Raw genomic sequence first — 26,983 nt, forward strand, 5'->3', positions numbered from 1 at the left:
CAATGTCGTTTCAGGCCGGGTAAAGGCGTGACCGCTTGTTCTGCAGTCTTCCATGCTGCCCCGACCGCACATCCGTCTCGGGTGGCACAACGAACTCCAGTGCCGTACCGCCTTCTACATTGGCGAGAACCCGTCTGCCGCCGGGTCGATCGAGAACGCGAACGATCGTTGCGGGTATGCCATCCCCCTCGGGGCACCAATCAACGTCGCCCGGCCGCAAATACATGTCGATCGGGCCATCGCTCGACGACGGCGCGTCGATCACGGTCTCTCCAATATAGGCTCGCCCGTCCCGAACGGTCGCAGCAATGCGGTTTGCATCTCCCAAAAACCGCATCACGAATGCCGAATTCGGCGCGCGACAAACTTCTGCAGGCGTTCCCTCCTGCACGATCCTACCCTGATCGAGGATAACAACACGGTCGGCCAGATCGAGCGCCTCCTCCTGATCGTGCGTCACGAACAAAGTCGTAATGCCGAGCTCATCGTGGATCTCGCGAAGCCAGCGGCGTAGATCCCGGCGGACATTGGCATCAAGCGCTCCGAAAGGTTCGTCGAGAAGCAACACCTTCGGATCGACGGAAAGAGCGCGCGCAAGGGCCACACGCTGACGCTGACCGCCAGAAATCTGGCCGCGGAAGCGGTCGCCAAGACCTTCAAGCCCTACCAACCGCAGGAACTCGGCAACGCGAGTGCCAATCTCGGGCTTGCTGCGCTTGGTCTTGACCCCACAGCGGACATTAAATAGCGCGCAAGAATTACATTAAATTAGTGTTTGAGCACGGGCCGGCACAAACACCCTGTCAGCGCCTTGACGAACACGCCGACAGGGCTGCCTCGACTCCGCCTGCGATCAATTGGGAAGCGCGCCCGACTTCTTCGCAACCCAGGTGGCAACAGCGTCCATCAAGGCCGGCGACAAGCAATCATAGGGTTCGAGCCCAAGCTCCCTCAAGCGGGCCCGGATGCCATCCATGCGGCTGGGATCAACGCCCGACTCGATTATGGAGGAGACGAAGGCTGCAAAGCCGGGCGGAGCCCAGCCCGTTTCCTGGAAGCGCTCGGGGTGAACGAAGTCCAGCCCTTGGAAGGCATGTTCTCGCACCACCGGCCCATACATATGAACGCCGCATTCCTTGCAGGCGTTCCGCTGGATCAGCGCGGACGGATCGACCACTTGCAGCTTGTCGCCATTCTCGAGCACGGTCACCTTGTCATGCGGAACAACCGCGACAATGGAGAAATTGGTGCCACTGGGTTTCCAGCATTTGGTGCAGCCGCAAGCGTGGTTGTGGGCAATCTGTCCCTCGATCCTCACCTTTACCGGCCGGTCTGTGCAGGCACAAACAAGCGTTCCTCCGGTAAAGTCCGGACTGGCCGGTTTGATACCGCTATCGACCGCCGGATGAATGCGAATTGAACTATCCATTACGTGTCCTCCCTGTTGTGCCGATGCCAAACCCGTCTCGGACTTGGCACTTCGGCTTGGTTCGAGCGCCCGGCGGATACGCTCAGTAGATCACGACGCTGCGAATGCTTTCGCCGGAATGCATCAGCTCGAAGCCCTTGTTGATGTCTTCGAGGGCCAAGGTGTGGGTGATCATCGGATCGATCTCGATCTTGCCCTCCATGTACCAGTCGACGATCTTCGGCACGTCGGTGCGGCCGCGGGCGCCGCCGAAGGCGGTGCCCATCCAGGTGCGGCCGGTGACCAACTGGAACGGCCGCGTTGCGATCTCCTGGCCGGCACCGGCAACGCCGATGATCACCGACTTGCCCCAGCCGCGATGCGAGGCTTCGAGTGCCTGGCGCATCACTTTGGTATTGCCGGTGCAGTCGAAGGTATAGTCGGCGCCGCCGAACTGGTCGGCGCCACGCTTCGTCATGTTGACGAGATGGGCCACGATGTCGTCGCCGACCTCCTTGGGGTTGACGAAGTGGGTCATGCCGAACTTCTCGCCCCAGGCCTTCTTGTCGTTGTTGAGGTCGACGCCGATGATCATGTCGGCACCGGCCAGGCGAAGCCCCTGGATGACGTTGAGGCCGATGCCGCCGAGGCCGAAGACGATGGCGGTCGCGCCCATCTCGACTTGTGCCGTGTTGATCACCGCGCCGATGCCGGTGGTGACACCACAGCCGATGTAGCAGATCTTGTCGAACGGCGCGTCGGGATTGACCTTGGCGACGGCGATCTCCGGCAGGACGGTGTAATTGGCGAAGGTGGAGCAGCCCATGTAGTGGTGGATCTTGTCCTTGCCGATCGAGAAGCGCGAGGTGCCGTCCGGCATCAGCCCTTGCCCTTGCGTGGCGCGGATCGCCGTGCACAGATTGGTCTTGCGCGACAGGCAGGACGGGCAGGCGCGGCATTCGGGCGTATAGAGCGGAATGACGTGGTCGCCCTTCTTCACCGAGGTCACACCGGGGGCGACGTCGACGACGATGCCGGCGCCCTCATGGCCGAGGATCGACGGGAACAGGCCCTCCGGATCCGCACCCGAAAGCGTGAAGTCGTCGGTGTGGCAGATGCCAGTGGCCTTGACCTCGATCAGCACCTCGCCGGCCTTCGGGCCCTCGAGCTGAACGGTCATCACTTCCAGCGGCTTGCCGGCCTGAACGGCGACGGCGGCGCGTACGTCCATGTCTCCATCCTCCTTTGAACATTATCTCCGTCGTGGGCCGGTTCGGATAAGCCCCGACAAGATGCAGTCCTTTTCCCAACCACGGCAGTTGCCGGGTGCGGATGACCACCCGGTATCCCAAGTCTCCCGTCATCCCGAGCTACGTCACTGAGTGATCCTCTCGTCGTGTTCGTCGAGCAGCGGCACATGGTAGGACAGCAGCAGCTTGTTGATTTCCGCCTGGTAGTCCTTGATGAAGGCGTTGAGCGTGCGTTTCCATTGTTGGTCGGACGGCCGCACACCCATCGTGATCCGATAGATCATGCGCTGACCGCCCTTCTCCTTAATCAGGGGCACGATCGCCAGATCAGCCCCGGACTTGCGGGCGTAATAACCCGCCATAGGCCCCCAGACCGCGGCGGCGTCGATCACACCTGCAAGCATGTCGCGTATCATGACCTCCGCCATCGACGGCATTATCCGCGTATCGACTATGAGCGGATAGATCTTCGCCTTCCGCATCAGTTTTGCAACCGCCATGTTGGCGGTGGGTGGCGTTCCCTGGACGACGCCAATCCTCTTGTCGGCAAGCTTCGGATCAGTCAGCGTTTCCACGCCGGCAAGATCGCCATCCTTCTTGTAAATCAGCACGTAGGATGAGCGATAATAGGCGTTGGTATTCTGGACGAGTTCGTCTCCTTGCGCATACCCCATGATGATGTCGCAGCGATTGGCGCCGAGCGTATTGCGCACAAAGCCAGGGATTGAGGGATACCAGGTATAGGCGACCGCGCTTCGTCCTGTCGCGGTTGCGACCATCTTGGCGAGCTTATCCTCGAATCCCTCGCCGCTCTGGTCGGAGAAGGGTATATTGGACGGGTCGGCGCAGACCCGCAGCCTATCCGGATCAACCAACTCTCCAGCCGCCCCGAGCCCGGCGCTCTGGGAATACGCCTGCAAAGGGATCACCGTGGCCATGGCCATGGAGATGAGGGCCACCCTGCAGGTCCGATGGGCGCCGTGTGCCATGTCATCCATCCATGCAGGATGCTTCGTAGGCCTTCGCCGCTTCGGGTTTGTCCGCCTTCTTGGGCGGGCGCCCTCGCGGCGCAGCGCCGACGGCGCGGGCGCGCAGATAAACGTAGATGTCGTCGAGGTAGCAATAGACATTCTTATTGTTGCCGAACGCCGGCATGACTACCTCTTTGCCGCCGACGACGCTTTTGCGTCCCTCCGCAACGATCGCGAGGAAATTCGGATAGTCCAGGTTCTTCATGGTCGTGGCCAAGGCAGGGGCATAGCTCGAGCCGACGCCGTCGGGGCCGTGACAGACATGACAGTCCGAGTGATAGCGACGGTAACCGCTGAACGTGTACCAGTCGACCGTCCCGTCGTTTTGGAACTTGAACGTCGGGTTTCCCTCAGCATCGAAGTGTTTCCCGTCTTCTTCTGTGACAGCTGCGGCTTTTTCCTTGTCGTCTGCCGCCGGGGTATTTCCGGGGATAAACAGCGGGAACACGGCGCCTAGCGCTAGAACTGAGCTACGAAAAGCCATCAACTAACCCCACGCTTTGGAAACTGGAGCGCGACGCTCCAGCGGGCCTATCCGGATTGACACGAACGCGAGCGAACTGCCCAGCGGTCATTGACTACGGCGGTCGACAGCTGATGGGGCTGCGCAGGAGACGCAGCCCTACCGCTCGTCAACAGGTCATCAGTCTGGAAGACCGAAGACTGTCAGTTGTCCGCCAAGCGTCGTGTACTCCGCCAGACCGGCATACCCACCGACTGCGCCCAGACCGGCGGTGCCGACAACTTGGGCTTCATCACCCTGTTCGCGGCCCTGGTCTACCGCACCATGCCATGCGGCAGCGTTCTCAGGAGAAAGCAGCCCGCCAGCCAGTCCAATCCCGGCCCAGCCACCAACGCCCGACAGGACGGCGATATACTGCTTACCGCCATGTTCGTAGGTATTGATATTGCCGATAATGCCGGATGGTGTCTTGAACCTGTAGAGCTCCTTGCCCTCCATATCGACAGCCACGATGTAGCCTTCCAGAGTTCCATAGAAGAGCACGTCGCCTTCCGTCGCAAGAGCACCGGACCAGACCGAGAACTTCTCGGGCTTCGACCAGACGATCTCGCCTTTGGCAGCATCCCAGGCAATGAAGTTCCCCATGCCGCCATGGCTGTCGGGGGCCGGAAACATCGAAACGGTCGCACCGACATAAGCTTGACCAGCCGTATAGCTGACCTTGTACGGCTCATAGTCCATGCAAACGTGGTTTGTCGGCACGTAGAACAAGCCGGTCTTTGGTGAATACGCGGCCGGCTGCTGATCCTTCGTGCCGAGGGCCGCAGGGCAGATCCCTGTCGAATTCACGTCCTCGCCGTTCTGTTCGGTGGAGTATTTCGCTACGACCTGCGGCCGACCATACTGCTCACTCGCCGGATCCATGACGACTTCAGTCGCCCAGTTGACCTTCGGATCGTATTTCTTGGCAACCAGAAGCTCTCCCGTCGCCCGGTCGAGGGTATAGGCAAAGCCGTTGCGGTCGAAATGCACGAGCACGTCGCGCGGCTGACCGTTGATCTGCATCGCATCGACGAGAATGTTCTCGTTGACGCCGTCATAATCCCACTCGTCGTGTGGGGTCATCTGATATAGCCACTTGGCCATACCAGTATCGACGTCGCGCGCCATCAGGGTCATCGACCAGCGATTGTCGCCCGGCCGCTGCACGGGGTTCCAGGTCCCCGGATTAGCCGTGCCATAATAGATCAGGTTGAGCTTCGGATCATAGGAGTACCACCCCCATGTCGTGCCGCCGCCGGTCTTCCACTCCTCGCCTTCCCAGCTCTTTATACCAGAGTCAGGTCCGACGGGTTTTCCGAGATGGGTGGTCTTTTCAGGATCGACGAGCATTTCGGCGTCGGGGCCAGTCGAATAGGCTTTCCAGGCGAGCGACCCGTCTTTCAGATTGTACGCCGCCATCCAGCCGCGGACACCATATTCCGCACCCGATATACCGACCAGCACCTTGTCCTTGACGACCATCGGAGCACCCGTGCTGGACTCGGCCTTGCTGCCATCGGTCTGTTCTCCGTTCTTGACAGACCAGACGACCTTACCGGTTTTGGCGTCGAGGGCAACGACCGTCGTGTCCGCCTGGCTCAGGATTATCTTGCCATCGCCATAGGCGACGCCACGATAGACCGTGTCACAGCACATGATGCCTATGACGTTCGGATCCTGCTTTGGCTCGTATTTCCAGAGGATCTTGCCGTCGTTGTTAAGATCAAGGGCATAGACGTTGTTGGGAAACGGCGTATGGACGTACATAACGTCGCCGATCACCAGCGGTCCGCCCTCATGACCACGCAGCACGCCCGTCGAGAAGGTCCATTTAACCTGCAGATCCTTCACGTTGTCCTTCGTGATCTGATTAAGTTTGGAATAGCGGTGATTGGCATAATCGCCCGTAGGCATCGCCCAGTTCTTCGCGTCGGCCGAAAGAGCCGTCAGCTCCTCATTGGCCAACGCATTTCCGGCAAGAGCCCCTGTCAGAACTCCTGTCAGAACTCCAGCGGCGGTCATCGGCAGATATAGGAATTTTCCGAGTATGCGCATGCGGATTCCTCCCGATGTCGATATGGACCCGAGGTACATCGTCACACTCCTCGGGAGACCACAAAGGCCAGCCCAAGCTATGTCATGCTCGTCGTGGGATATCTGTTTGCTTCAGCGTCTCACGGGTTCATTTGGATGGGCAGAGGGCACCGTTATTGCCCGTCCTCTTGACCCACGAGACTTTACGCTCCCAAGACACAAGGCTTGAAGCCGTAAACTGGCGGCAGAATAGGCGATTAAAACAATTAGCGCAAGAATAAATATACGATATGCGTGCAGTGCAACAACAAAAAATGCTGCTATGCAACACATTTATTACTAGTCACTGCAAGTTTTAGATTTGCCCACCCCGGGTATTTACCATATTAATACAACGGAACGATCATATTAACTTTGATCTTCCCCAATCTATCAATGCCTACGGGAGGTTTCATTATGACCGCTGGTAACCTAGACGTGATCACCTTCCTCGCCGTGTTCACGTCTGCTGCGACAACATCGGCAGCCGGAAGTTACCCGACGGTCGCGGTCGTCGACTATGTGTATGGCTGTATGAAAGCCAACGGCGAGACACGGGCCGCACTCGAGAACTGTTCTTGCTCTATCGACGTCATAGCCTCGATCCTGCCCTACGAGCGCTATGAGGCGGCAGAGACGTTCAAAAGCCTGGGACTTCAGACAGGCGAAAGAGGGGTTCTGTTCCGCCAAAGCGCGCCGGCGAAATCCGCGGTCGCCGAACTGAGTCGAGCCCAGGCCGAAGCAGAGGTCCGGTGCTTCTGATCCTCGAACACAAGAGCCACCCCTTCGATTGCTCCTCGCCATCAGTGGAGATGGCTCCGTGGTTTGGAGCGCGTTCATACCGCGTCCGGAAACGTCTTGTGAAAATCCGAAACGAGATTGTCGAGCGCCGGCGCGTCACGCAAATGGCGTGAGAGGCCCACGTCGAAGATGCCCAGCACCTGCGCCGGGCGCGGTGATAGCACGATGATGCGATCGGCAAGCAGAAGGGCCTCGCGCAGATTGTGGGTCACCATCAAGGCGGTGGTGGGCCTGGCGGCCCACACCGTCATCAAAAGACGGCGCAATCTGTCGGCAGTCCGTTCGTCGAGCGAAGTGAAAGGCTCGTCCAGAAAAAGAATCGCGGGTTCCGTGGCGAAGGCCCGTGCAAGCGCGGCACGGCGAGCAAGGCCAAGCGAAAGCTCCGAAGGATAGAGCGACCGCATTGAGGAGAGCCCCAGAATTTCGAACAGCCGGTCCAGATCCTTGTCCCTGAGGCGCGCAGACAGAGCAAGGCGGACGTTTTGCTCCACCGTCCGCCAGGGCAGAAGCACCGGCTCCTGAAAGACCGCAGCGACGCGGTTGGAGCCGCCTTCGGGCAATTGATAACTGCCCGAGAATTGCCGGTCGAGACCCAGCAGGATTCGCAAGGTCGTGGTCTTGCCGCAGCCCGACGGGCCCAGCAGACAGGCAAATTCACCCTGCCGCACCTCGAAGGAAAGTCCGCGCAATGCGACAATCGTAACGCCCTCAGCCGATCGGAACGTTTTCTCGCTAATATCGACTTTAAGCGGAGCGGCTACGCCAGCGGGTTGCATGTCGTTCAAGTGGCTGCACCAAAAAGAGTTCGATCAACAGCATGATAGCCACGAAGGCCAGTGTGTAGGCAAGGATGGCCGCAACATCGAATATCTGGAAGTAGAGATAGATCTGGAAGCCGACACCGTTTGAACGGCCGAGCAGCTCAACGACGAGCACGATCTTCCAGATCAGCGCGATGCCGGAGCGCGAGGCGGCCGCGAAATAGGGCTGCAACTGCGGCATCAGGATGTGGCGGACATGGTCAAGCGGCCCCAGCCGGTAGACGGTCGCCATTTCCGCGTAACGGGGATCGAGCGCACGCGCACCCTCGCGCATGGTGACGATGACATTGGGTATCTTATTGATCGCAACGGCGCCGATCGCGGCCGCCTCTGTCAGGCCGAACCAGATGTAAGCGAGAACGATAACGACCAGAGCCGGGAGGTTGAGAAAGAGCACAAGCCATGGATTGAAGAAGGAATCCGCCCGCCAATACCTGCCGAGGAGGACGCCGATGACCGATCCGACGATCATCGCGACAAGATATGCGGCCACGACCCGCCAGAGCGTCATTGCCAGATGATAGCCAAGGTCGCCGCTCGCCGCCTCCTTGAGAAGCACCCGCCAGACCTCGAGCGGTGGCGGAAGAGCACGGCTCGGCCACATCCCTGCCGCCAGGCCCCAGAGGAGGCATAGTCCAAGCAGCGATGCCAAGGTCGTCGCCGCCGGCAACGCCGCGCCGATCGCGCGAGAGACCGCGCGCGCGCGCCGGCCTGCAGATACGCTTTTTCCCGATCCGAATCCTGCAGTCATGTCTTCAATGCAGCCCAGAACGTTCCGGGAGCCATCTGCCGCGCCTCGCCGACGAGTTTCTCCCCGCCCAGGTCTGCAAGGATTTCGTACAGCTTGGCAGCATCGCGTTCCTCGTCAGCGAGAGGCCGATTTGGAATGCCTTCGCGATAGCGATCCCGCAGCACCTCGAGTTCCCTGCCCTCGGCTCGCACCAAAGGTGCCAAACGCTGCCATTCGGCGTCGGATTGAGCCAGAAGTCTCTTGGCCGCCGCACTTGCCTTGACGAAGCTCATCGCCACATCCGGGTTTTCGTTCGCCCATTTGTCGTGGAATACATAGCCCAGCGCCGAGACGGGTCCCGATGCCCCGAGCGCCTTGGTTGCATCCTCGGCACCGATCAGGCGGCGAAAGCCTCTTGCCTCCAGCCGCGCGCAGAAATGCCAGAAATTCAGCACCGCATCGAGTTCGCCCGAGATGGCCTTTTCCGACAACAGTGGCGGAGCGCCAAAAACGATCTCGCTGCCCTTGGTCAAATCAATCCCATTGTCACGCTGGGCAAGCCCCTGGATCAGAAGCCAACTCTTGTCGAGCGATCCGCCGGCCACGCCAATTTTCTTCCCCACGAGGTCGGGAATGCCTCGAATTGGCGCGTCCTCCTTGACCATGATGGCGCCAACCGCGGTCGAGTAAGGTGCAAGCGTGAGATCCTCGCCCTGCGAACGCTGGCGCGACACCCACAACCAATCGGAAACGATGATGTCGAGGTCGCCTGCCAGCATGGCCACGTTGCTGGCGTCTTCCCCAGCGAAATAGACGACTTCCACGTCGATGCCGTTGGCCGCGTCGAATTTATTGTGCTTGATGGTGTCGAGCTCCCAGTTCACCGTGCCGAACTTCAGAACACCCACCCGTATCTTCGGAGCGGATGGGTTTGCCAAGACTTGGAAGCCAAGAGGATTTGCCGCAGCCAGCAAAACCGTCAGGCAAAGCGCGCGCCGCGATATGAACATGATGCCACCTCCCAACAAACGTTTGCAGCGACGTCAAATTTCCCGACCCTTGTCGGGGAGCAAACACTTCCATCGCACGACCTTCAGCGCCGGATGGCCCTCGGACCATTTCGCGATCTCAGCCGGTGCCAGCGTCATGCATTGGACAAGCGAGCCGCGGCTCTCGAAGTACAGGTGCTCGGTGCGGCAATTGGCAGGGTTGGCCAAGACGCAGACGGTCAGGACGAGATCGACGAGGTTCAATTCCGCACCTTTCCCTGCGCGAATTCGCACAGAAGCAACGGTGACTGGCGTGCTTGGCATGCCGGTCCGACAGCTAGCCTTCACAAGGTGCCCTGACGGAAAGCCGACGACGAGAATACGCGCGCGATAGACGAGCGTCAATTATTCCGCCAGATTGGGCTCATCTGGCTTCCAGCATTTGCGCAATCGTCTTGGCCAGAGCATACAAGCGCTGCTCGATCAGCGTTGGGACCTCGCAGACAAAGCTCAGCGATTGCGCGCGCTCCTGAAAAATGCGTGTCTGAAACACGAGCCGATCATTGCGCAGTGCAAGCTCGTTCAGGTCGGCATCGGGTTTAGCCCGCAAGGCATCCACCGCGGAAGCCTCCTGCCGTAGGCGTGCCGCCATGTCCCTCTGGCCGTGGGCGTAGCGTGCAATGCCGGAAATAACCTCAGAGCGCTCCCGGTTCATATGATCGAAGAGCCCCCGAACGAGCATGGTCATGCGCTGCTCCCTTTCGCCCTTCGGCAGGCCTTCCGCATACGTGGTGATCATTTGCTGCGCCTCGGGCAGCGGCACGCGGCGCGCCGACAGCTCCACAACCAGTGCAGAAATGGGCGCATCTTTGGACCAGTCGGCGGCCGCCGGCCGCAGTTCCGCGCCATTCCAAACCTGGCCGAGCGAAAGCTTCGGAACCTTGCGCTGGATACACGGCCAGTCCGGGTCGTCGCCCTGCGCGGCCAAGGCGGGCCATGCGAGGTTTGCAGCGACCAACACGGGGAGGAGTATCAGGGACAAGGACAGGGACCGCCACCGCATCAGGCATTCCCTCCTGTGATCTGCCGGCGCCGGAGCAAGCCGTTTGATGGATTATAGGCGAGGATCGCACCGCCCAGAAACAGTGCGGTGAACGCAATCACGATCATCAGTGATGCCCAGTCAACCTGTCCATAAAGGGCGAAGCGGATTAGTTCGACCGCATAGGTGAAAGGGTTTGCAAGACAGATTTTGTGGAGAAGCGGACTCGATTCCTGGATGCGCCAGAGCGGATAGAGCGCGGGAGAGGCAAAATACATCGGAAAGATCACGAAGTTCATGATTCCCGCGAAATTCTCCAGTTGCTTGATCATAGACGACAAGAGCATCCCGAGCGAGCACAGCATCATCCCCGACAAGAACAAGGCGGGAAGGATCAGCAGATAGCCACTCCATGGTGGCTTGACGCCCCAGAACAAGGCAATGACCAGAAAAGCATAGACTTGCATGATCGATACCGCCACACCGGCGAGCAGCTTGGAGACGAGCAGGAACCAGCGTGGAAACGGACTGACCAGCAGGGTACGCATGTTTCCCATCTCCCGATCATAGACCATCGAGAGCGAGGACTGCATGCCGCTGAACAGCAGGATCATGCCGCACAGGCCGGGCGTGATATAGACCTCGTACAGCACGTAGGTCTTGTAGGGCGGAATGATCGAGACGCCCAATACCTGACGGAAACCAGCGGCGAACACGAACAGCCATAGGAGCGGACGAACGAGCGACGAGATGAAGCGCTCACGCTGGTTAAGAAAACGAAGGCCCTCTCGATAAAGGATTCCCTTCAAGCAAATGGAATACTGACGAACCTTGAAGCCGCGTCCCGAGGCAGGATCGGTTGGAATAGCGCTTTGAACCGTCTGCAGCGTCATAGGCCGGCGTCCTCGGGTAAAACCGACACCAACCCCGTCAAGGATGCGAACGCCTGCCGAATGCTGTCCGAACCAGCGGAACGCACGACATCTGACACCCTGCCCTGCGCCAGCACCCTTCCCTTGTCGAGGACGACCACATCATCATTATTCTCGACCTCGTCGATCAGGTGGGTCGCCCACAAAACGCTGATGCCATCGGTGACCACAAGGTCGCGGATCGTGGCGAGGATCTCGGCACGCGACTGGATGTCCAGCCCCACGGTCGCCTCGTCGAGCAGCAGCAACGGCGGCCGATGCAACAGAGCCCGGGCAATTTCGATGCGCCGCATTTGTCCGCCGGAAAGGCTGCGCGCCTTATCATAGAGCCGGTCGCTCATATTGACCTGATCAAGCAATGTCCTGATCCGTTCCAGGGCCTGTGCATGGCCGATGCCATGCAAAGAGGCATGGTAAGAAAGGTTCTGGTAGACGCTGAGATCGAGATCCAATGTACGCGCCTGGAACACGATGCCGAGACGGCGCAGCGCTTCCCCAGGGGCCTGGCTGATGTCGTGGCCGAAGATGTGGATCGCCCCTTGGCGCGTGTCGTAGAGGTGGCTGATCAACGAAAACAGCGTGGTCTTGCCGGCCCCGTTGAGGCCGAGCAGGACAGTAAAGTGGCCGGGCGCTATTGAAAAGGAAATGTCGGACAGAACCTGCTTGCGGCCAAAGCAATGACCGACCGCCGACACGTCAAGTGCGGCAGGCACGCTCACTCCATCATTCGCCTTCACATCCTGCATGGCGTCCTCCTGCGCGAACAGCAAGGATAGTCCGCATCCCAGCCTATTTGATGGTGATCGTTCCCTTCATGCCCTTGTCGGCGAGGTCTGGAACGGACCACGCATAGCTGCCTGGCCGGATCGTCGTGAACTGCACCTGCATCGTGCCTTCCGCGTCGAACTCGAGCCATGCAGGAGCACCGTTCATGTGAACCTCGAGATCGTTGATGACGATCTGGTTCATCCAGACATTGCGGAAAAGGTCCGTTGCAAATTTATATTCCAAGCCCGCCGCCGAGGTGATTTTCCAACGATAGCCCTGTCCGGCGATCAGCTCGAAATCCTTCTGATTGACGGCGAAATTGTCGGCAGCCGATCCGAGGACCAGTTCAGGGACGTCCTTGCTGGCCCGCGTCACCTGCTCGGTTGCCGAGGTCGGTGGCGGCCCTGCGTCGTCATCATCATCGGCATCTTGTCCGGCACCGGGCGTCACTGACAGGGCTACTCCGAGAAACGCGGCAAGCGCGAATTTCCGATATTTCTGCATGTCCTCCTCCTTTGTCAGAGAGCTTTTGCCCGACACGTCAGTTCGGGCTCACGACCACACCCCAGGGCAATGCCCCGACGGTCACGGATTGAATTGCTTCATCGGTAGCGACGTCGATGAAGGTGATGTCATTCGAAACTCCGTTGGTGCTGATGATCGTCTTTTGGTCGGGCGTGAAGGCGAGCTGCCAGACCCGCTGCCCGACGAGCACGTATTTTTCGACCTCGTAAGTCTTGGCATTGACCACAGCCACGCGATTGGCCGGACCGAGCGCCACATAGGCCTTCGTGCCGTCGGCCGTGATGCGCACGCCGACCGGCTGGATCGCTTCCGACCGTAGGCCCGGAATCTCGAAGGTGATCTTATGCTTTACCTCGCGGCTCGCATTGTCGATAACGGAGACAGTGCCGCCGATTTCGGCGCTGACCCAGACCTCCGAGTTGTCCGGCTTGAACTCCGCGAACCGTGGTCGGGAATCAACGAGGACATTGTGGGTGATCTCGTTGGTTTCGGTATCGATGAAGTGTGCCATGTTGGTCGTTTCCGAGGTATTGACCATCGACTTCCCGTCCGGGCTGATGCCCATTCCCTCGGGTTCGACGCCAACCGGCACCTCTGCTCGCACTTTTTTGCTCTCAAGGTCGATGACGGTGACCAGATTGTCGTCCTCATTGGCGACGTAAAGCGTCTTGCCGTCGGGGGAGAGGACGAACAGTTCGGGGTCCGGTCCTGACGGTAGCGATCCAACGATTCCGTACGTGGCGGTATCGATGATCTCGATCGTGTCGTCGTCGCTTGCGCACAGGTAGATGAACTTGCCGTCGTGCGAAATCGTAATGCCGCGCGGCCGCTGGCCGACATCGATCGTCCGGACCACCTCCTTCGTAGTCGAATCGACTACGGATACCGTGTTGTCCTTCTCGTTGGAGACATAGACCATGTAGGCGGACGCGGGGGATCCGATACTTGCAGCCACAACAAATCCGGCCGAAAGAAATGTCAGTCGTCGGAACATCTGGCTCTCTCCCTGTTTTTTGAAGCTATTTCAGCACACATCGCGTCTCGGGCTGATCGATCCCGAGCGTGTCGAGTTCGGAGAACTGATGCAAGAATCCTTCCTGTGGTGACGTCGACACGACCGAACGGCCGTCGCCCAGGTAGACTGGCTGGCGCAATTGCCAGTTCCATTTCCGGAAAGTCAGCTTCTGCCCCCTGAACGCCGCGATCGAGAAATCCTCGGCACGAACGAAGGCTGCTAGCACTTCAGGATCAGCACTGTGCGTGCGCGTGGCAGCCTCGCCGATAATCCTGGCTGCCGTCCAAGCGGCCATGTCTTTCGACAACATTCGTCGGCCATTGGCCTTGGCGAAACGGTTCTGTATCTGCGTGCCGCCCCATTGCTCGCTGGCCGGGTGCCAAGCGGAAGGTATCAGACCGGACGTGCCGGCCACTGGCCGAGGAATCCATGTCCGGAACGGCACATAGGTTCCGAAAACCTCGCTTTCGTCTGCCACGAGCAGCACGTCGTGATCAGGGAATTCCTGCGTGAAGACAGGCATCTGTCGTTGGATCTGAACCACACCGGTATCCGTCCGCCGCGCTGTGCCAGTATCGGTAAACTCTTTTTCCGCAACAATCTCGCCGCCAAAGCGCGTGGCGGCGCGGCGGAGCGCATCGGCGAATTGTTTGTCACGTGCATGGGAGCCGTAGACCAGCACCCAGCGACGCCACTGCTTCCAAATCAGATATTGCGCCAGCCCGTCGGCCAGCATGGTGCGCGTCGGCGCGGTGTGGAAGATGTTCGCCCGGCAATCCTCTTCACGCAGACGGTCGTCCGTGGCGCCGACGTTGAAGATCAGGATACCCTTGTCGCGAGCGAAATCGGCGACGGACAGAAGCTGCGTGGCGGAGATATCCGCGAGAATATAGCGGGCGCCCTTCAACGCCATGTCATTGAAAGCAGCTATTACGTCGGCATTCGGCTTCACCTCGGACACTTCGAGCTTGAACTCCTGTCCGAGGAAGCGGCCAGTCGTGTTGTTATCGCCGATGGCCACTTTGGCCCCCGCGACACCTTCGTCACGTGGCGGCACGTCCAGCACTGAAAGGGCTAGCTGGGGCGCATAGGCTCGAAGGTAGCCTAGCTTGATCTCCAAAATCGGTTGGGCTTGTGCCGCCTTGTCGGTTGGCACTGGAGAAGCCTCCTGCGCAACGGCGCCGGAGAGGCTTGAAGCCGCAAGAAAAACCGCGGCAAACAGTGTGAGGGCATGGGGCACCGCACTTTCCACTTGTCGATAGAATACACCATCTCCGACGCCAGTCGGATCTGTGTATTACCTCGGTGCCACCGCAAGCTTAGCCAAGATATCCCTGATTTCAACAAAAAAGGGAAAGACGTAGCTTTGGCCTACCACGGTTGCGATTGAGTGGGTGTGTTTCGAGAAGAGGAGTCTGTCCGGGCGCACTACGCGACAGCGAACCAACCTGCCGTCGCGGGTATGCCCGATGAAATTTACCGGTCGGGAAATTTATCCGAGCGGATGCCGTTTGTCTTAGTCAGTTTTCCCGATCGGGAAAATCACTCTCGACAAAGCCTCCAATTCACTGCTATTTTCCCGATCGGGAAAATAATGATGGCAAAACAGATAAAAAGCCCAGCCGATATCGGCGTCCTAGTACGAAGTGCACGCAAGGAGCAAAACTTGCGGCAGGACGAACTTGCCGGCGTTGCTGGCGTTGGGCTCCGGTTCATTGTCGATCTTGAAGCAGGCAAGCCTACGGCTCAAATTGGAAAGGTCTTACAGGTTCTCCAAACGCTCGGGTGTTCCATCGACATTCTGGCTCCTGGTGAACGCAGACCATGACGGACAAGGTTCTAAACGTCTGGTGGGATGGTCGCGTCGTTGGTGAATTCATGCAGGATAGGCATGGCGATATCGGCTTCACCTACGCTCAGGCCTGGATTGATGATACCGGCGCCCTTCCACTTTCAGCCTCTCTTCCGAAGCGCTCGGAGCGCTTTTCCCGTCGAGAATGCCGGCCTTTTTTCGGGGGTCTTCTGCCCGAGGAAAGCCAGCGCCTGGCGGCGGCGCAGGCATTGGGCGTTTCACCTGCCAACGATTTTGCCCTCCTTGATCGCTTGGGCGGTGATGTCGCCGGCGCCCTTCAGCTGTTGCCCGAGAATCAGAAGCCTATAGAGACGGGGCCGATCTCCGAACAGCAGCCCGCGCCTCTGGATGACGCGGGAATTGTTCGAATATTGGATGCACTTCCGATGCGGCCGCTTTTGGCTGGCGAGGAGGGTTTGAGACTTTCGCTGGCTGGCGCGCAATCCAAGGTGCCGGTAGTTCTGATCGACGGCCAAATCGCGCTTCCGCTTCCCAGCCAGGCTACCACGCATATTCTGAAGCCACCTATCACGCGCTTCAAGGGGACAACAGAAAACGAAGCCTTTGCGATGAGGCTTGCTGCCGCAATTGGTCTCGACGTTGCACCCGTCGAACCGAGGGCCGTGCGAGGACGCTCCTTTCTCTTGGTCGAAAGATATGACCGCGTTCGCGATGCCAGTGGCTTGGTCCATCGAATCCATCAGGAAGACTTTTGCCAAGCGCTCGGCGTACCGCCTGAAACGAAATACGCCAGCGAAGGTGGGCCGACTTTCAAGGATTGTTTCGAGCTATTGCGGCGGGTATCAGCACGCCCGGCTACGGATGTGCTGAAGTTGCTGGACGCCGCAATTTTCAACCTGATTGTCGGGAATGCCGATGCTCACGGAAAGAATTTTTCGATCCTTTATGACGAGCAGGGACCAAGGCTCGCTCCGTTGTATGACTTACTTTCAACTGTGGCCTATCCAGACCTTTCACCGAAAATGGCCATGAGGATTGGCAAGCGCGCCAGACTCGCCGAGATGGACGCTGATGGGTGGCAGGCTTTTGCAAAGGACGCTGGAGTTGGTTTTCTGCTCCTTCGACGCCGTACCGCAGAGTTATGCGAGGCCATTTCGGATGAGAGCGGCAGCGCTGCTGACGATCTCTGTGACATATCGGGCAGCCAAGCAATTCTGAAGATAAAGAAGATGATCCACGACCGAGCGCGGATGACCTCTCTGACATTCGGCAAAAGTGTCCGATGATTGCTTCAGACACAAAGTGGCGAGGCGAGTGACAGCTCAAGGGCGCTCGCTACATACGGTGAAGCATTCGAAGCTCTCACATATGCACTGGCGGGCATTCGGGCGCTTCTCCAATCCAGGAACAGATGGGCACTCCGGGGAGCGCCATCGGGTTCCTAAGACCAGCGCGGATTTTCGTCATCAGACAGGTCGCAGTTAGGCGCGCCGCCCCACATCCGATTACGCTATATGTCTCTTCCCGTTTTCATGATGATCTGTTCAGCAAGATACTTTGTGCCGGGGTCCCCGATGCGGGTTCATTCGCAGTGTTTTTAAGGTCCTACACGCGCACTCGATTTAACACCTCTTGGGAAAACCTGCGCGTTCCTGAGGATAATCCCAGCCCCCCGAGACAGATCGGGTTCAGCTTGTTCAGGGATTTCAAACTCCACTCGGATAGCGTCTTTGGTCGTGCCAACGGCGGTCAATCCATCGGGCCGATGTAGAATACGCTCGATATCCACCGGAATACCTCCCGCATCCTTCTCCCAAATAACATCCCTTGGCCTTACAAAGACGTCGACAGGACCATCTTCGCTAAACGCAATGCCAGTCGCCGTCTCGCCGATAAAAACCAAACCATCCCTTGCGACGCCTGGAAACTTGTTAACGTCCCCGAGAAACTGCATGACAAATGCCGAGCCCGGGTGTCGGCAGACTTCTGCAGGCTTGCCCTCCTGCACAATCTTGCCTTCATTGAGGATGACCACACGGTCGGCAAGATCGAGCGCCTCTTCCTGATCATGCGTTACGAACAGGGTGGTAATGCCGAGTTCATCGTGGATCTCGCGAAGCCAGCGCCGCAGGTCTCGGCGAACATTGGCATCGAGAGCGCCGAAAGGCTCGTCGAGAAGCAGCACCTTCGGATCGACGGCGAGTGCACGGGCCAGCGCCACGCGCTGACGCTGGCCGCCGGATATCTGCCCGGGAAAGCGGTCGCCAAGTCCTTCAAGCTTAACGAGCCGCAGGAGTTCCGAGACGCGCGTGGCGATTTCGGGCTTGCTGCGCCTGGTTTTGGAGACCTTCATGCCGAAGGCGACGTTCTCGGCAATGGTCATATGCGGGAAGAGCGCGTAATGCTGAAAGACGAAGCCGACGCCGCGATCGCGCACCGGGATATCGGTCGCATCCTGATCGCCGAAATAAATGTGGCCGCCATCGGCATATTCGAGTCCGGCCACCATGCGCAGGATTGTCGTCTTGCCGGAGCCGGAAGGTCCAAGGAGTGCCACCAGTTGGCCGCTCTCGATATCGAGAGAGACACCGTGCACGGCGCGGAACGTGTCGAATGTCTTCACAACCTGCTCGAGACGGATCTTCATGTGCGGGTTCCTGTGTTTTGTTCTTTGGCTGCGGAGCCAAGCGCCGGCCGGCGGCCGGCACCGCGGCGCTCGAGCCCGACCTTTGCAAGGATGGTCACGACGGCAAGTGTCGCGAGGATCGACGCGGCAGCAAAGGCGCCGGCCGCCTGGTAGTCGTGATAGAGTAGTTCGATATGAAGCGGCAGCGTGTTGGTCTGGCCGCGAATATTGCCGGAGACAACCGAGACCGCGCCAAACTCGCCCATGACACGGGCGTTGCAGAGTACAACGCCGTAAAGCAGTGCCCATTTTACATTGGGAAGCGTGACGGAGAAGAATATCCGCCAGCCTGAGGCTCCCAGCGAGGTCGCAGCCTCTTCGAGGTCCCTGCCCTGCGCCTGCATCAGCGGAATGAGCTCGCGCGCGACGAACGGTGCTGTCACGAACATCGATGCAAGCACGATCCCCGGCAGGGCAAAGAGGATCTTGATATCAGCTGATTCCAGCATCGGACCGAATAGCCCCTGTAGACCGTAGACGAAGAGGTAGGCGACACCGGCAACGATCGGCGATATCGAGAACGGGATCTCGATCACGACGAGGAGAACACGCCTTCCCCAGAAGTCGAACTTGGTGATCGCCCAGGCGGCGGCAAGACCGAAGGCGGTGTTGGCGGGCACGGCAATCAAGGCGGTCGCAACCGTCAGATAAATGGCGTGGCCCGTATCGGGATGAGCGATGGTCGCCGCATAGACCTTCAAACCTTGGCTGAAGGCTTCGACAGCAATTACGATCAGCGGCGCAAGCACCAGAATAGCGCCGAAGAACAGCGTCGCGCCAATCAGCACGCGGCGTATGATCGGCCCGTCGCCGACGCGCGGCGGTTTGCGTCTGGTCGGTGTCATGGGTCAAGACCTCGCGGTGTAGCGCAAGGCACGGGCCTGCAGGAGATTGGTGGCCGCAAGCATCAGGAAAGCGGTGATCAAAAGCACCGAGGCGATCGCAGCGGCCGCCTGATAGTCGTATTCCTCAAGCCGGATGAAGGCCAGCAACGCGGTGATTTCGGTTTCCATCGGCTGATTTCCGGCGATGAAGATGATCGCCCCGAACTCGCCGAGTGACCGGGCGAAGGACAGCGACAGCCCCGCGAGCAGCGCCGGCATCAGCAACGGCAGGATCACACGCAGAAAAATGGCGCTGTCCGATCCGCCGAGCGATTGGGCTGCCTCCTCTAGTGCAGGGTCGAGATCTTCAAGCACCGGCTGTACCGTGCGGACGATGAAGGGCAGGCTGGTGAAGCACATGGCCACCATGATGCCGAGCGGCGTGTAGGCGACCTTGATGCCGAAGGGTGCTAGAAGCGTGCCGAACCAGCCATTGGATGCAAAGAGCGTAGTCAAAGCGATGCCGGCAACGGCGGTCGGCAGCGCAAAGGGCAGATCGACGATCGCGTCGACGATACGCCGCCCCGGAAAGCGGTAGCGAACAAGAACCCAGGCAAGCGCCAGGCCGAAGACGAGGTTGAAGGCGGTAGCGACAAGTGCCGAAAGCACGGTAACGCGGTAACTGGCTACGGCGCGCGGCGAAGAGACGATTGCCCAATATTCTGATGGACCCAGGCTTGCCGCCTTGAAGACGAGTGCCGCCAAGGGCAGCACGACGATCAGCCCGACATAAAAGAGGGTGATGCCCAGCGACAAAGGCAGGCCGGGCAGGACATTGCGTTTCAAGGGATCGCCTCCACGGCGGCGTGGCTTTCATTCATGACAAGGCCCGGCGAGCCGAACTCGCCGGGGAAACTGGATCGGCCTAAGATCGCTCCTTAGCGATTACCGTAGATCTGGTCGAGCGCAGCACCAGCAGCGAAGTGCTCGTCCTTGATCTTGCCCCAGCCGCCGAAGACGTCCTCGACCGTTACCAGGCGGATTTCCGGAAACTGGTCCTTGAACTCTGCCGCCACCTTTTCGTTGTGGACGCGGTGGCCATATTGAGCGGCAATCTTCTGGCCCTCCTCGGTGTAGAGGAAATCGAGATAAGACTTTGCCAATTCGCGCGAGCCGCGCTTGTCGGCCACCTTGTCGACGACTGCAACAGGGAATTCCGCAAGCAGGCTGACGGAGGGAACGACGCTTTCGAACTTGTCGGTGCCATACTGCTTGGCGATCGAGCGGGTTTCGGCCTCGAAGGTGATGATCACGTCGCCGATTTCGCGCTCGACAAAGGTTGTCGTTGCCGCGCGGCCGCCGGTATCAAAAACCGGAACGTTGTCGAAGATCTTCTTGACGAATTCGGTGACCTTGGCCGGATCGTCCTTGAAGGCTTCCTTGGCATAGGCCGTCGCCGCCAGATAGGTGTAGCGCGCATTGCCCGATGTCTTCGGGTTCGGGAAGATAACCTTCACATCGTCACGCGCAAGATCGCCCCAATCCTTGATGCCTTTCGGATTGCCGGCACGAACAAGGAATGACGGGAAGGAATAGAACGGCGAAGCGTTGTTCGGAAACTCCTTCTGCCACCCTTCGGCGACGAAACCGTTCTTTGCCAGGAAGTCGATATCCGTGACCTGGTTGAAGGTGACGACGTCAGCCTCCAAGCCTTCGACGATCGCACGCGCCTGCTTCGAGGTGCCGGCATGCGACTGGTCGACGGTGATACCCGGATGTGCCTTGATGAAGGCTTCATTCTCAGCCGCAAAGACCTCCCGCGCCACGTCGTAGGAGGCGTTGAGAAGGGTGGTCGGCGCGTCGGCAAAGGCCGGGCCGCTCAGGAGCGCAACAAAGGCGGCGCCCGCGATCAGCAGTTTCTTCATGGGTATCTCCGGTGGCATAGAGGCGGTAGGTTGGAGCAAACCTAGCGGCCGATATCGGAGACAACGAGGCACCCTGATCTTAGGTTGTTTGGCGAACGGGAAAAATCACCTAACGAACTCGGATATCAGAGAAAATGGCGTTGTGGCCGTGGCCGTGAATTACCGATCGGAGGTTGCCGTCGCTTCTTGTGTAGGAGCCGACTGCGACGGCCGCTTGAGGCTGATGGCCGGCGCCTCTCCTTCTAACGTCTCCACACGCCGATCATAGACCGGCGAGATCGTACCGAGAACGCGGTCCCAGAAGGAGAAATAGTTGGCGTAATTGTATTTGAACTCGGCGTGATGCTGGTCGTGATACGTGGTGCACAACAGCGGCCACGGGTAGCGCGCCGTCGGCGAGGCAAAATATTCGAAACCCGCATGCCCGAACGTGCCGTTGATCTGGTCGAACAACCGATGCGCCAGCAGGATCAGTGGCGGAAACGGCACCACAAAGGCGATCACGGCGTAAAAGCCCTGCGACAGGGCGGTATCGACGAGACCGATGGAATCATTGCTCCACACGGTCGGGGCGACACTGCGGTGGTGCAGAAGGTGATATTTGTAGAACAGCTTGGTGTGCAGCAGCCGATGCGCGAAATAGAACCATGCGTCGAACAGCACCATGCAGAGCAGGAAGAGCGGCCCTGCCGTCCACCAGCTGAAGGCCCAGGGCGTGAATGTCCAGCCCTGATACTGGGCAAAGAGACCGATCGCCACCGACGTGCAGGTCACGAGGATGGACGCCATGCTCTGGCGGATCTCGACCGCTTTGCGTTTCTCGCCTCGCCGCCCCTTCTGGATGCGCCGCTCCGGATTGCGATCATTGAGCCAGGTGATGCCGTAGCCGAGTGCAAAATAAATGAGCACCGTCGCGGCGTAGATGCCCGCAAGAATGGCGAAAAAAGTCAGGGTACCCTGGACGAACGCGTTCAAGTGGAAATCCGGTGCTGCTTGCGTGGGAGATAATCAGAAGGCTGAATACACCAACCAGACCGAGCAAGGCAAGGCAAGCCCCGGCTCAAACCCGCTCAAGATCCGACAGAAACGCGTTCAATTCCGTTTGGTCTATCCCGACGAGATGGCTCTTGTCGGGATAGGCGCCGGAACGGACGTCTTCGGCAAACTGCGAGAAGGCAGCGACGCGCTCGCGTTGCAGTCGCTCATACTCGGCGGCGAAGTTGCGATAGATTTTTGCGTGACGGGGAACGTGGCCACGATTGGCGCCGAGCACGTCATCGCTGAAGAGATACTGCGCATCACAGCCCGTGCCGGCGCCCATCGACAGCATGAGCATCGACGTTTTCGCGCTGATCGCGGCGGCAACCTCGCCGGGCACCACTTCGATTTCAGCGGCAAAAGCGCCCGCCTCTTCCAGAGCTTTTACCTGGCGCCAGATATCAAGCGCGCTTGCCGCTGTCTTGCCGACGGCGCGAAACCCGCCGGTCCAGGTGGCCTTTGACGGGATGAGGCCGACATGGCCGCAGACCGGTATGCCCTCATCCCGCATGCGGCGAACGGTAGACAGGCTTGCTGCGCAATAGACTGCGTCCCCTCCCGCCCTAAGCGCCTTGAATGCGGCGCGGATATATTCGTCGGCCGTGACGAGATCGCCATATTCGAGGCCCGGAAAGGCAAAACAAGTCGGGGCAACTTCGCGAAATTCCGGCCCGAGCAGGGTCGGCGGCACGGAGACAAGGTCGATGCCAGCCGCTTCGGCTGCCCCCGCCTCATCCAGTGTTTCGACCCGCAGCATCGTCAGCTGTCTCTTGCCTTTCATCGACAGAAGGTCGGCAACGGTTGGGCGGCGGTTTCGCATCAGGGTCTCCGGATATCGGTTGTTGTGATGAAAGAGGGAAAAGGGATCGTGCCTCAGGCGGCGAGCAGCGCCTTCAGCTTGATGTCGGTTGAGCCGAGCGCCTGCGGATCCGGCCTTTTCCCGGCAGCAATCAGCATCTCGGCAAGGCGGATGTCGCGAGCGATCGCGTTTCCTGTGCCGATACCGCTCGCACTGATCAGTCGACCGCTGGCGTCAAGATGAAAGAGAATGAAGGCGCCATCGCCAAGGTCCCGCTGCACCGTCAGCACAGCACCATCGGCAAGGCCGGCGATCTGCAGGGTAAGGTCATATTGATCGGACCAGAACCATGGCACGCTTGCGATCGTCTCGGCGGCGCCAAGCAAGTTGGCCGCTGCCAGCGTTCCTTGATCCTGCGCGTTTCGCCAGGCTTCAAGCCGTATGCGCCGACCATCGTAGTGTCCGAGCGGAAAGGAGCAGCAATCACCGGCCGCAAAGATGTCAGGGTCAGAGGTGCAAAGCGTCTCATCGACGGCAATGCCGTTATCGATGGCAAGGCCTGCGGCTTCGGCCAACGCCGTGTTCGGTATGGCTCCGATGCCGACAACGACCAGGTCGGCAATAAGAATGCCTCCGTCATCAAGGTCGATTTCTACCTTCTCCCCGCGCTCCTCGATGTCGGCGATCCTGGCGTTGCAGCGGATATCGACGCCTTCCAGTCGATGCCGCTCGGCAACGACAGCGGCAATTTCTTCCGGCACGCCGCGAGAAAGCACGCGTGGCAGACCCTCGAGGAGAACAACTTCCGCGCCAAACTTGCGGGCGGTCGACGCGAGCTCCAGGCCGATAAATCCGCCACCGATAATGGCAAGCAGCTTGCCCGGCGCGAGCTTCAGGCGAATGGCAGCGGCTTCCGCATGCGTCCGAAGCACCCGGACAAGCGAGCTCGTCGGCGAATGACCGGGAAAAGGCCGGGGGCTGGCTCCGGTGGCAAGAAGCAATCTGTTGTAGGAGAGGTCTCGCCCGTCGGAGATCCGCACCGTCTTGGCACCGCGATCAATCGCCTGAACAGCCGCATCAGTGAGTACCTGGATCCCAGCAGCCTCATACCGCTCCGCATCAGCGACATATTTGGGATCAAGTTGCCCAGCCAATCCTTCCTTCGAGAGCGGCGGCCGCTCGTAGGGCAGATGCGGTTCGGCACCAATGAGCGTGATATCGCCCTCGTAGCCCTTCTCCCTAAGCGCGAATGCTGCCCTCGCACCACACTCGCCGGCGCCGACGATGACAATTTTGTTCGCGGGCCTGTTCATTTGCCTCTCCCAATGTTCGTATCGGACGCGATGAGCGCTCGCTTAAACGAGCGCGATGAAGACGCTGCCTGCCTCGACCTTGACCGGGTAGGTCTTCAGGTTGACGCAAACAGGCGCGCCATTGGCCTGGCCGGTCTTGTAGTTGAAGCGGCCATTGTGTTTCGGACATTCGATGATGTCGTCCATCACCAAGCCGTCGGCGAGGTGGATATGCTCGTGGGTGCAAAGACCGTCGGTCGCGAAATATTCGTCGTCGGGACTGCGGTAGACGGCAAAGGTACGCCCGTCATGGTCGAAGCGGATCACATCCTCTTCGTCGATCTCATCGGCCGCACAGACCTCGATCCAGTTACCGCTCATGGGTTTTCCTCCAAATGTTGGTTGTTTGCTGGCGTGCCTATTCGGCGGCATCCACCAGGGCATCGTTGTGAAATTCTTCGCGATAGGGTTTTGCCGTCGGCGGCAGTTGGCGCTTGAGGAAATAGTCCTCATTCCCAAGCTGACGCAGGAAGGCCGGGATCATCTCACGATAACCGTGAAGCATGGATGGGTTCGGCTCCGGCAGATCATGTTTGATCATCGCGTGAAGCCGCGGCAGCGCATGGTAGGGCACCATCGGGAACATGTGGTGTTCGACGTGGTAATTCATGTTCCAATAGATGAAGCGGCTGATCGGGTTCATGTAGACCGTGCGGCTGTTCAGCCTGTGGTCGGTAACGTTGTCAGCGAGCCCGCCGTGCTGCAGCAGCCCAGTCAGCACGTGATGCCAGGCGCCATAGAGGCGCGGCAGGCCGATCAGCATCAGCGGCAGGATCGAGCCGAGATAGAACGACAGGCCGATCGTTGCGAGATAGATCGCAAACCAGATCCGCGCGATCCGTATTGCCTTCGGCTGCTCCATTTCCGGAATGAAGGTTTTCTCGGCCGCGCTGATGACGCCGAAGGCATTGCGCACCATGTCGATGACGGCGTGCCAGACATCGAGAATGCCGAAGAAGTTTAAGACGAGCCGGAGCAGATCCGGCGGGCGCATAACGGCGATCTCAGGGTCGCGACCGACGATGACCGTGTCGGTATGGTGGCGGGTATGGCTCCAGCGCCAGGTCACCGGATTGCGCATGATCATGAAACAGGCGACCTGGTAGACGACGTCGTTCATCCACATCGTCTTGAACGCCGTTCCGTGGCCACATTCGTGCCAACGGCTGTCGGAAGCCGAACCGTAAAGGACACCATAGGCGAGAAAGAAGGGAACGGCCCACCAGGTTCCCCAGAAGTAGACGCCGAGGCCGCCGAAGAGGATGAGGCTGCCGAACCAGATGGCCGTATCCCGGATCGCGGGACCGTCCTCGCGCTTCATCAGTTCCTTCATCTGCTTGCGCGGGATCTCAGTGTGATACCACTCGGCCGCTGACAACCCGTTGGCGACTGCGGCCTGGGCATCCCGCCCAAGCAAGCTGTAATCACGCTTTGTCGGAACCACCGCCATCATTCTCTCCTCCGCAATCGACCGCATTCGGGCGGCCGCTCCTCGTCTCTTGAAACAACGATAGTTGACTTTTGCAAGTTCTCAATGCAGTGATGATATATTCTCTCAAATACCATCAAATCTTGCACTTCATGAATGATGGAATCATTTCAGGGGTAACCGATGAGCAACAGACCGACAATTGCCGACCTGGCCCGCGCCGCGGGTGTCAGCGTTGCCACTGTGGACCGCGTTCTCAACGGCCGCCATCCGGTGCGCGAGGAGACGGCGCGTCGGGTCTATGATGCCGCTAAAGGCATCGGCTACCACGCGGTCGGCTTGCTTCGTCAGCGGGTCTTCGAGGACCTTCCGCAATATCGCCTCGGCTTTCTCCTGCAAAAGCCGCAGCAATCGTTTTACCAGGCCGTGGCCAAGGAGGTCGACAACGCAGCACTCGCGCTGTCAAACGTGCGCGCCCTGCCCCAGATCGAATTCGTCGCCAACTCCACACCGACCGGCATCACCGAGAAGCTGAAGGCAATGGCCGCTCGCAACCAGGCGATTGCCCTTGTGGCACCGGACTATCCGGCAGTGACCGCGGTAGTCGAAGAGTTGAAGGAACGCGGAATCCCGGTTTTCTCCCTGCTTTCCGACTTTGCAGCCGGCGTCCGCGAAGGCTATATCGGCTTGAACAATCACAAGGTTGGCAGGACTGCCGCCTGGATGATTGCCAAGGCAGCGAAGAGGCCGGGCAAAGTCGCAGCCTTTGTCGGCAGCCATCGCTTTCTCGGCCATGAACTGCGTGAGATCGGCTTCCGATCCTACTTTCGCGAGCACGCGCCTGATTTCGAAGTGCTCGACACGATGGTCAATCTCGACACCGCCGAGATCACGCATGAGGCGACGCTCAATCTCTTGCAACGCCACCCGGATCTGACCGGCTTTTATGTCTGCGGCGGCGGCATGGAAGGCGCGATCTCGGCAATCCGCGAGGAAAAACTCGAAGGCAAGCTGATCGCCGTCGTCAACGAACTGACCCCGGAATCGCGCGCAGCACTCGCCGACGATGTCGTGACGCTGGCGATATCGACACCGACCGCCGCTTTAGCCCGAGAGACGATCAACCTGATGATACAGGCGATCGACAAGGGCCCGACGGGCGCGCCGGGTCAGACCTTCCTGCCCTTTGATCTCTTCACGCCGGAGAACATCTGACGAAGTATGTCG

Annotated in this window: 28 protein-coding genes and 1 pseudogene; 4 read left to right on the top strand and 25 right to left on the bottom strand. The window is 59.4% G+C overall.

What is annotated here, in order from left to right:
- Positions 1-10: 10 nt before the first annotated feature.
- From AC244_RS31240 to AC244_RS31265, 6 genes and pseudogenes are all read right to left on the bottom strand, one after another.
- Positions 11-724 (bottom strand): annotated as a pseudogene (locus tag AC244_RS31240) (sulfate/molybdate ABC transporter ATP-binding protein); the annotation flags it as partial.
- 129 nt (positions 725-853) lie between these two features.
- Positions 854-1,429, bottom strand: a complete 576-nt coding sequence (gfa, locus tag AC244_RS31245; RefSeq protein WP_053252723.1) for an S-(hydroxymethyl)glutathione synthase — start codon at positions 1,427-1,429, stop codon at positions 854-856.
- 82 nt (positions 1,430-1,511) lie between these two features.
- Positions 1,512-2,639 carry an S-(hydroxymethyl)glutathione dehydrogenase/class III alcohol dehydrogenase gene (locus tag AC244_RS31250; RefSeq protein ID WP_053252724.1) on the bottom strand — a complete coding sequence of 376 codons (1,128 nt, stop codon included), beginning with the start codon at positions 2,637-2,639 and terminating at the stop codon, positions 1,512-1,514.
- Positions 2,640-2,783: 144 nt separating this feature from the next.
- Positions 2,784-3,647, bottom strand: coding sequence for a quinoprotein dehydrogenase-associated putative ABC transporter substrate-binding protein (locus AC244_RS31255; RefSeq protein WP_053252749.1), 864 nt, complete (start codon positions 3,645-3,647; stop codon positions 2,784-2,786).
- A 1-nt stretch (position 3,648) separates the two neighbouring features.
- Entirely contained in the window at positions 3,649-4,173 is a 525-nt protein-coding gene (locus tag AC244_RS31260; protein WP_063934179.1) for a c-type cytochrome, methanol metabolism-related, read from the bottom strand.
- A 159-nt stretch (positions 4,174-4,332) separates the two neighbouring features.
- The gene (locus AC244_RS31265; protein WP_053252751.1) at positions 4,333-6,216 is read right to left on the bottom strand and encodes a methanol/ethanol family PQQ-dependent dehydrogenase; all 1,884 of its coding nucleotides are present in this window, start codon (positions 6,214-6,216) and stop codon (positions 4,333-4,335) included.
- Between the two features lie 468 nt (positions 6,217-6,684).
- Between AC244_RS31265 and AC244_RS31270 the strand changes: the two genes are divergently transcribed.
- On the top strand, positions 6,685-7,029 hold the full coding sequence (locus tag AC244_RS31270) for a hypothetical protein (protein ID WP_053252725.1): 345 nt from the start codon (positions 6,685-6,687) through the stop codon (positions 7,027-7,029).
- A gap of 74 nt (positions 7,030-7,103) precedes the next feature.
- On the opposite strand, the gene AC244_RS31275 is transcribed toward AC244_RS31270, so the two are convergent.
- The 10 genes from AC244_RS31275 to AC244_RS31320 all read right to left on the bottom strand — a co-directional run bounded on the left by AC244_RS31275 (position 7,104) and on the right by AC244_RS31320 (position 15,130).
- Positions 7,104-7,844: an ABC transporter ATP-binding protein gene (locus AC244_RS31275; protein WP_053252726.1), complete on the bottom strand. Its 741-nt coding sequence runs from the start codon at positions 7,842-7,844 to the stop codon at positions 7,104-7,106.
- Positions 7,813-8,559, bottom strand: a complete 747-nt coding sequence (locus AC244_RS31280) for an ABC transporter permease (protein WP_053252752.1) — start codon at positions 8,557-8,559, stop codon at positions 7,813-7,815. The genes AC244_RS31275 and AC244_RS31280 overlap by 32 nt, the downstream gene beginning before the upstream one ends.
- A gap of 77 nt (positions 8,560-8,636) precedes the next feature.
- Positions 8,637-9,629, bottom strand: coding sequence for an ABC transporter substrate-binding protein (locus AC244_RS31285; RefSeq protein WP_053252727.1), 993 nt, complete (start codon positions 9,627-9,629; stop codon positions 8,637-8,639).
- A gap of 33 nt (positions 9,630-9,662) precedes the next feature.
- A complete protein-coding gene (locus AC244_RS38405; protein ID WP_234717081.1) occupies positions 9,663-10,013 on the bottom strand; it encodes a hypothetical protein in 351 nt (116 codons plus the stop codon).
- 19 nt (positions 10,014-10,032) lie between these two features.
- Positions 10,033-10,650 carry a hypothetical protein gene (locus AC244_RS31295; RefSeq protein ID WP_234717082.1) on the bottom strand — a complete coding sequence of 206 codons (618 nt, stop codon included), beginning with the start codon at positions 10,648-10,650 and terminating at the stop codon, positions 10,033-10,035.
- Between the two features lie 20 nt (positions 10,651-10,670).
- Positions 10,671-11,543: an ABC transporter permease gene (locus AC244_RS31300; protein ID WP_053252730.1), complete on the bottom strand. Its 873-nt coding sequence runs from the start codon at positions 11,541-11,543 to the stop codon at positions 10,671-10,673.
- Positions 11,540-12,328, bottom strand: a complete 789-nt coding sequence (locus tag AC244_RS31305) for an ABC transporter ATP-binding protein (protein ID WP_053252731.1) — start codon at positions 12,326-12,328, stop codon at positions 11,540-11,542. Before AC244_RS31305 ends, AC244_RS31300 begins: the two co-directional genes overlap by 4 nt.
- A 43-nt stretch (positions 12,329-12,371) precedes the next feature.
- Entirely contained in the window at positions 12,372-12,854 is a 483-nt protein-coding gene (locus AC244_RS31310; protein ID WP_053252732.1) for a hypothetical protein, read from the bottom strand.
- 37 nt (positions 12,855-12,891) lie between these two features.
- The gene (locus AC244_RS31315) at positions 12,892-13,869 is read right to left on the bottom strand and encodes a YVTN family beta-propeller repeat protein (RefSeq protein ID WP_053252733.1); all 978 of its coding nucleotides are present in this window, start codon (positions 13,867-13,869) and stop codon (positions 12,892-12,894) included.
- A gap of 25 nt (positions 13,870-13,894) precedes the next feature.
- A complete protein-coding gene (locus tag AC244_RS31320; RefSeq protein ID WP_414735974.1) occupies positions 13,895-15,130 on the bottom strand; it encodes an ABC transporter substrate-binding protein in 1,236 nt (411 codons plus the stop codon).
- Between the two features lie 357 nt (positions 15,131-15,487).
- Here AC244_RS31320 and AC244_RS31325 point away from each other — a divergent pair, with 357 nt between their 5' ends.
- Positions 15,488-15,718 carry a helix-turn-helix transcriptional regulator gene (locus AC244_RS31325; RefSeq protein ID WP_053252754.1) on the top strand — a complete coding sequence of 77 codons (231 nt, stop codon included), beginning with the start codon at positions 15,488-15,490 and terminating at the stop codon, positions 15,716-15,718.
- On the top strand, positions 15,715-16,989 hold the full coding sequence (locus tag AC244_RS31330) for a type II toxin-antitoxin system HipA family toxin (protein ID WP_053252734.1): 1,275 nt from the start codon (positions 15,715-15,717) through the stop codon (positions 16,987-16,989). Before AC244_RS31325 ends, AC244_RS31330 begins: the two co-directional genes overlap by 4 nt.
- A 311-nt stretch (positions 16,990-17,300) precedes the next feature.
- Here AC244_RS31330 and AC244_RS31335 read toward each other — a convergent pair whose 3' ends face one another.
- The 9 genes from AC244_RS31335 to AC244_RS31375 form a co-directional block, all read right to left on the bottom strand.
- Entirely contained in the window at positions 17,301-18,350 is a 1,050-nt protein-coding gene (locus AC244_RS31335; protein ID WP_053252735.1) for a sulfate/molybdate ABC transporter ATP-binding protein, read from the bottom strand.
- Entirely contained in the window at positions 18,347-19,234 is an 888-nt protein-coding gene (gene cysW / locus AC244_RS31340) for a sulfate ABC transporter permease subunit CysW (protein ID WP_053252736.1), read from the bottom strand. The genes AC244_RS31335 and cysW overlap by 4 nt, the downstream gene beginning before the upstream one ends.
- Before the next feature lie 3 nt (positions 19,235-19,237).
- The gene (gene cysT / locus AC244_RS31345; protein WP_053252737.1) at positions 19,238-20,059 is read right to left on the bottom strand and encodes a sulfate ABC transporter permease subunit CysT; all 822 of its coding nucleotides are present in this window, start codon (positions 20,057-20,059) and stop codon (positions 19,238-19,240) included.
- A 92-nt stretch (positions 20,060-20,151) separates the two neighbouring features.
- Entirely contained in the window at positions 20,152-21,138 is a 987-nt protein-coding gene (locus AC244_RS31350; RefSeq protein ID WP_053252738.1) for a sulfate ABC transporter substrate-binding protein, read from the bottom strand.
- Positions 21,139-21,297: 159 nt separating this feature from the next.
- Positions 21,298-22,113: a sterol desaturase family protein gene (locus AC244_RS31355; protein WP_053252739.1), complete on the bottom strand. Its 816-nt coding sequence runs from the start codon at positions 22,111-22,113 to the stop codon at positions 21,298-21,300.
- Positions 22,114-22,198: 85 nt separating this feature from the next.
- Complete coding sequence (locus AC244_RS31360; RefSeq protein WP_053252740.1) at positions 22,199-22,996, bottom strand: 3-methyl-2-oxobutanoate hydroxymethyltransferase; 798 nt, start codon at positions 22,994-22,996, stop codon at positions 22,199-22,201.
- Between the two features lie 53 nt (positions 22,997-23,049).
- Entirely contained in the window at positions 23,050-24,288 is a 1,239-nt protein-coding gene (locus tag AC244_RS31365) for an NAD(P)/FAD-dependent oxidoreductase (RefSeq protein WP_053252741.1), read from the bottom strand.
- Positions 24,289-24,330: 42 nt separating this feature from the next.
- Positions 24,331-24,648 carry a MocE family 2Fe-2S type ferredoxin gene (locus tag AC244_RS31370; RefSeq protein WP_053252742.1) on the bottom strand — a complete coding sequence of 106 codons (318 nt, stop codon included), beginning with the start codon at positions 24,646-24,648 and terminating at the stop codon, positions 24,331-24,333.
- 37 nt (positions 24,649-24,685) lie between these two features.
- Entirely contained in the window at positions 24,686-25,777 is a 1,092-nt protein-coding gene (locus AC244_RS31375; RefSeq protein ID WP_053252755.1) for a fatty acid desaturase family protein, read from the bottom strand.
- A gap of 162 nt (positions 25,778-25,939) precedes the next feature.
- Here AC244_RS31375 and AC244_RS31380 point away from each other — a divergent pair, with 162 nt between their 5' ends.
- Complete coding sequence (locus tag AC244_RS31380; RefSeq protein WP_053252743.1) at positions 25,940-26,971, top strand: LacI family DNA-binding transcriptional regulator; 1,032 nt, start codon at positions 25,940-25,942, stop codon at positions 26,969-26,971.
- Positions 26,972-26,983: the final 12 nt, after the last annotated feature.

The sequence above is a fragment of the Ensifer adhaerens genome (assembly GCF_001270265.1).
In the GTDB taxonomy this organism is placed as follows: Bacteria; Pseudomonadota; Alphaproteobacteria; order Rhizobiales; family Rhizobiaceae; genus Ensifer; species Ensifer adhaerens_B.

Coding starts and splice junctions, on each gene's coding strand:
- AC244_RS31275 (WP_053252726.1), bottom strand. CDS start 7,844: ATGCAACCCGCTGGCGTAGCCGCTCCGCTTAAAGTCGATATTAGCGAG.
- AC244_RS31360 (WP_053252740.1), bottom strand. CDS start 22,996: ATGCGAAACCGCCGCCCAACCGTTGCCGACCTTCTGTCGATGAAAGGC.
- gfa (WP_053252723.1), bottom strand. CDS start 1,429: ATGGATAGTTCAATTCGCATTCATCCGGCGGTCGATAGCGGTATCAAA.
- AC244_RS31300 (WP_053252730.1), bottom strand. CDS start 11,543: ATGACGCTGCAGACGGTTCAAAGCGCTATTCCAACCGATCCTGCCTCG.
- AC244_RS31375 (WP_053252755.1), bottom strand. CDS start 25,777: ATGGCGGTGGTTCCGACAAAGCGTGATTACAGCTTGCTTGGGCGGGAT.
- AC244_RS31285 (WP_053252727.1), bottom strand. CDS start 9,629: ATGTTCATATCGCGGCGCGCGCTTTGCCTGACGGTTTTGCTGGCTGCG.
- AC244_RS31255 (WP_053252749.1), bottom strand. CDS start 3,647: ATGGCACACGGCGCCCATCGGACCTGCAGGGTGGCCCTCATCTCCATG.
- AC244_RS31305 (WP_053252731.1), bottom strand. CDS start 12,328: ATGCAGGATGTGAAGGCGAATGATGGAGTGAGCGTGCCTGCCGCACTT.
- AC244_RS31265 (WP_053252751.1), bottom strand. CDS start 6,216: ATGACCGCCGCTGGAGTTCTGACAGGAGTTCTGACAGGGGCTCTTGCC.
- AC244_RS31365 (WP_053252741.1), bottom strand. CDS start 24,288: ATGAACAGGCCCGCGAACAAAATTGTCATCGTCGGCGCCGGCGAGTGT.
- AC244_RS31380 (WP_053252743.1), top strand. CDS start 25,940: ATGAGCAACAGACCGACAATTGCCGACCTGGCCCGCGCCGCGGGTGTC.
- cysW (WP_053252736.1), bottom strand. CDS start 19,234: ATGACACCGACCAGACGCAAACCGCCGCGCGTCGGCGACGGGCCGATC.
- AC244_RS31250 (WP_053252724.1), bottom strand. CDS start 2,639: ATGGACGTACGCGCCGCCGTCGCCGTTCAGGCCGGCAAGCCGCTGGAA.
- AC244_RS31270 (WP_053252725.1), top strand. CDS start 6,685: ATGACCGCTGGTAACCTAGACGTGATCACCTTCCTCGCCGTGTTCACG.
- AC244_RS31315 (WP_053252733.1), bottom strand. CDS start 13,869: ATGTTCCGACGACTGACATTTCTTTCGGCCGGATTTGTTGTGGCTGCA.
- AC244_RS31325 (WP_053252754.1), top strand. CDS start 15,488: ATGGCAAAACAGATAAAAAGCCCAGCCGATATCGGCGTCCTAGTACGA.
- AC244_RS31330 (WP_053252734.1), top strand. CDS start 15,715: ATGACGGACAAGGTTCTAAACGTCTGGTGGGATGGTCGCGTCGTTGGT.
- AC244_RS31260 (WP_063934179.1), bottom strand. CDS start 4,173: ATGGCTTTTCGTAGCTCAGTTCTAGCGCTAGGCGCCGTGTTCCCGCTG.
- AC244_RS31310 (WP_053252732.1), bottom strand. CDS start 12,854: ATGCAGAAATATCGGAAATTCGCGCTTGCCGCGTTTCTCGGAGTAGCC.
- AC244_RS31350 (WP_053252738.1), bottom strand. CDS start 21,138: ATGAAGAAACTGCTGATCGCGGGCGCCGCCTTTGTTGCGCTCCTGAGC.
- AC244_RS31370 (WP_053252742.1), bottom strand. CDS start 24,648: ATGAGCGGTAACTGGATCGAGGTCTGTGCGGCCGATGAGATCGACGAA.
- AC244_RS31335 (WP_053252735.1), bottom strand. CDS start 18,350: ATGAAGATCCGTCTCGAGCAGGTTGTGAAGACATTCGACACGTTCCGC.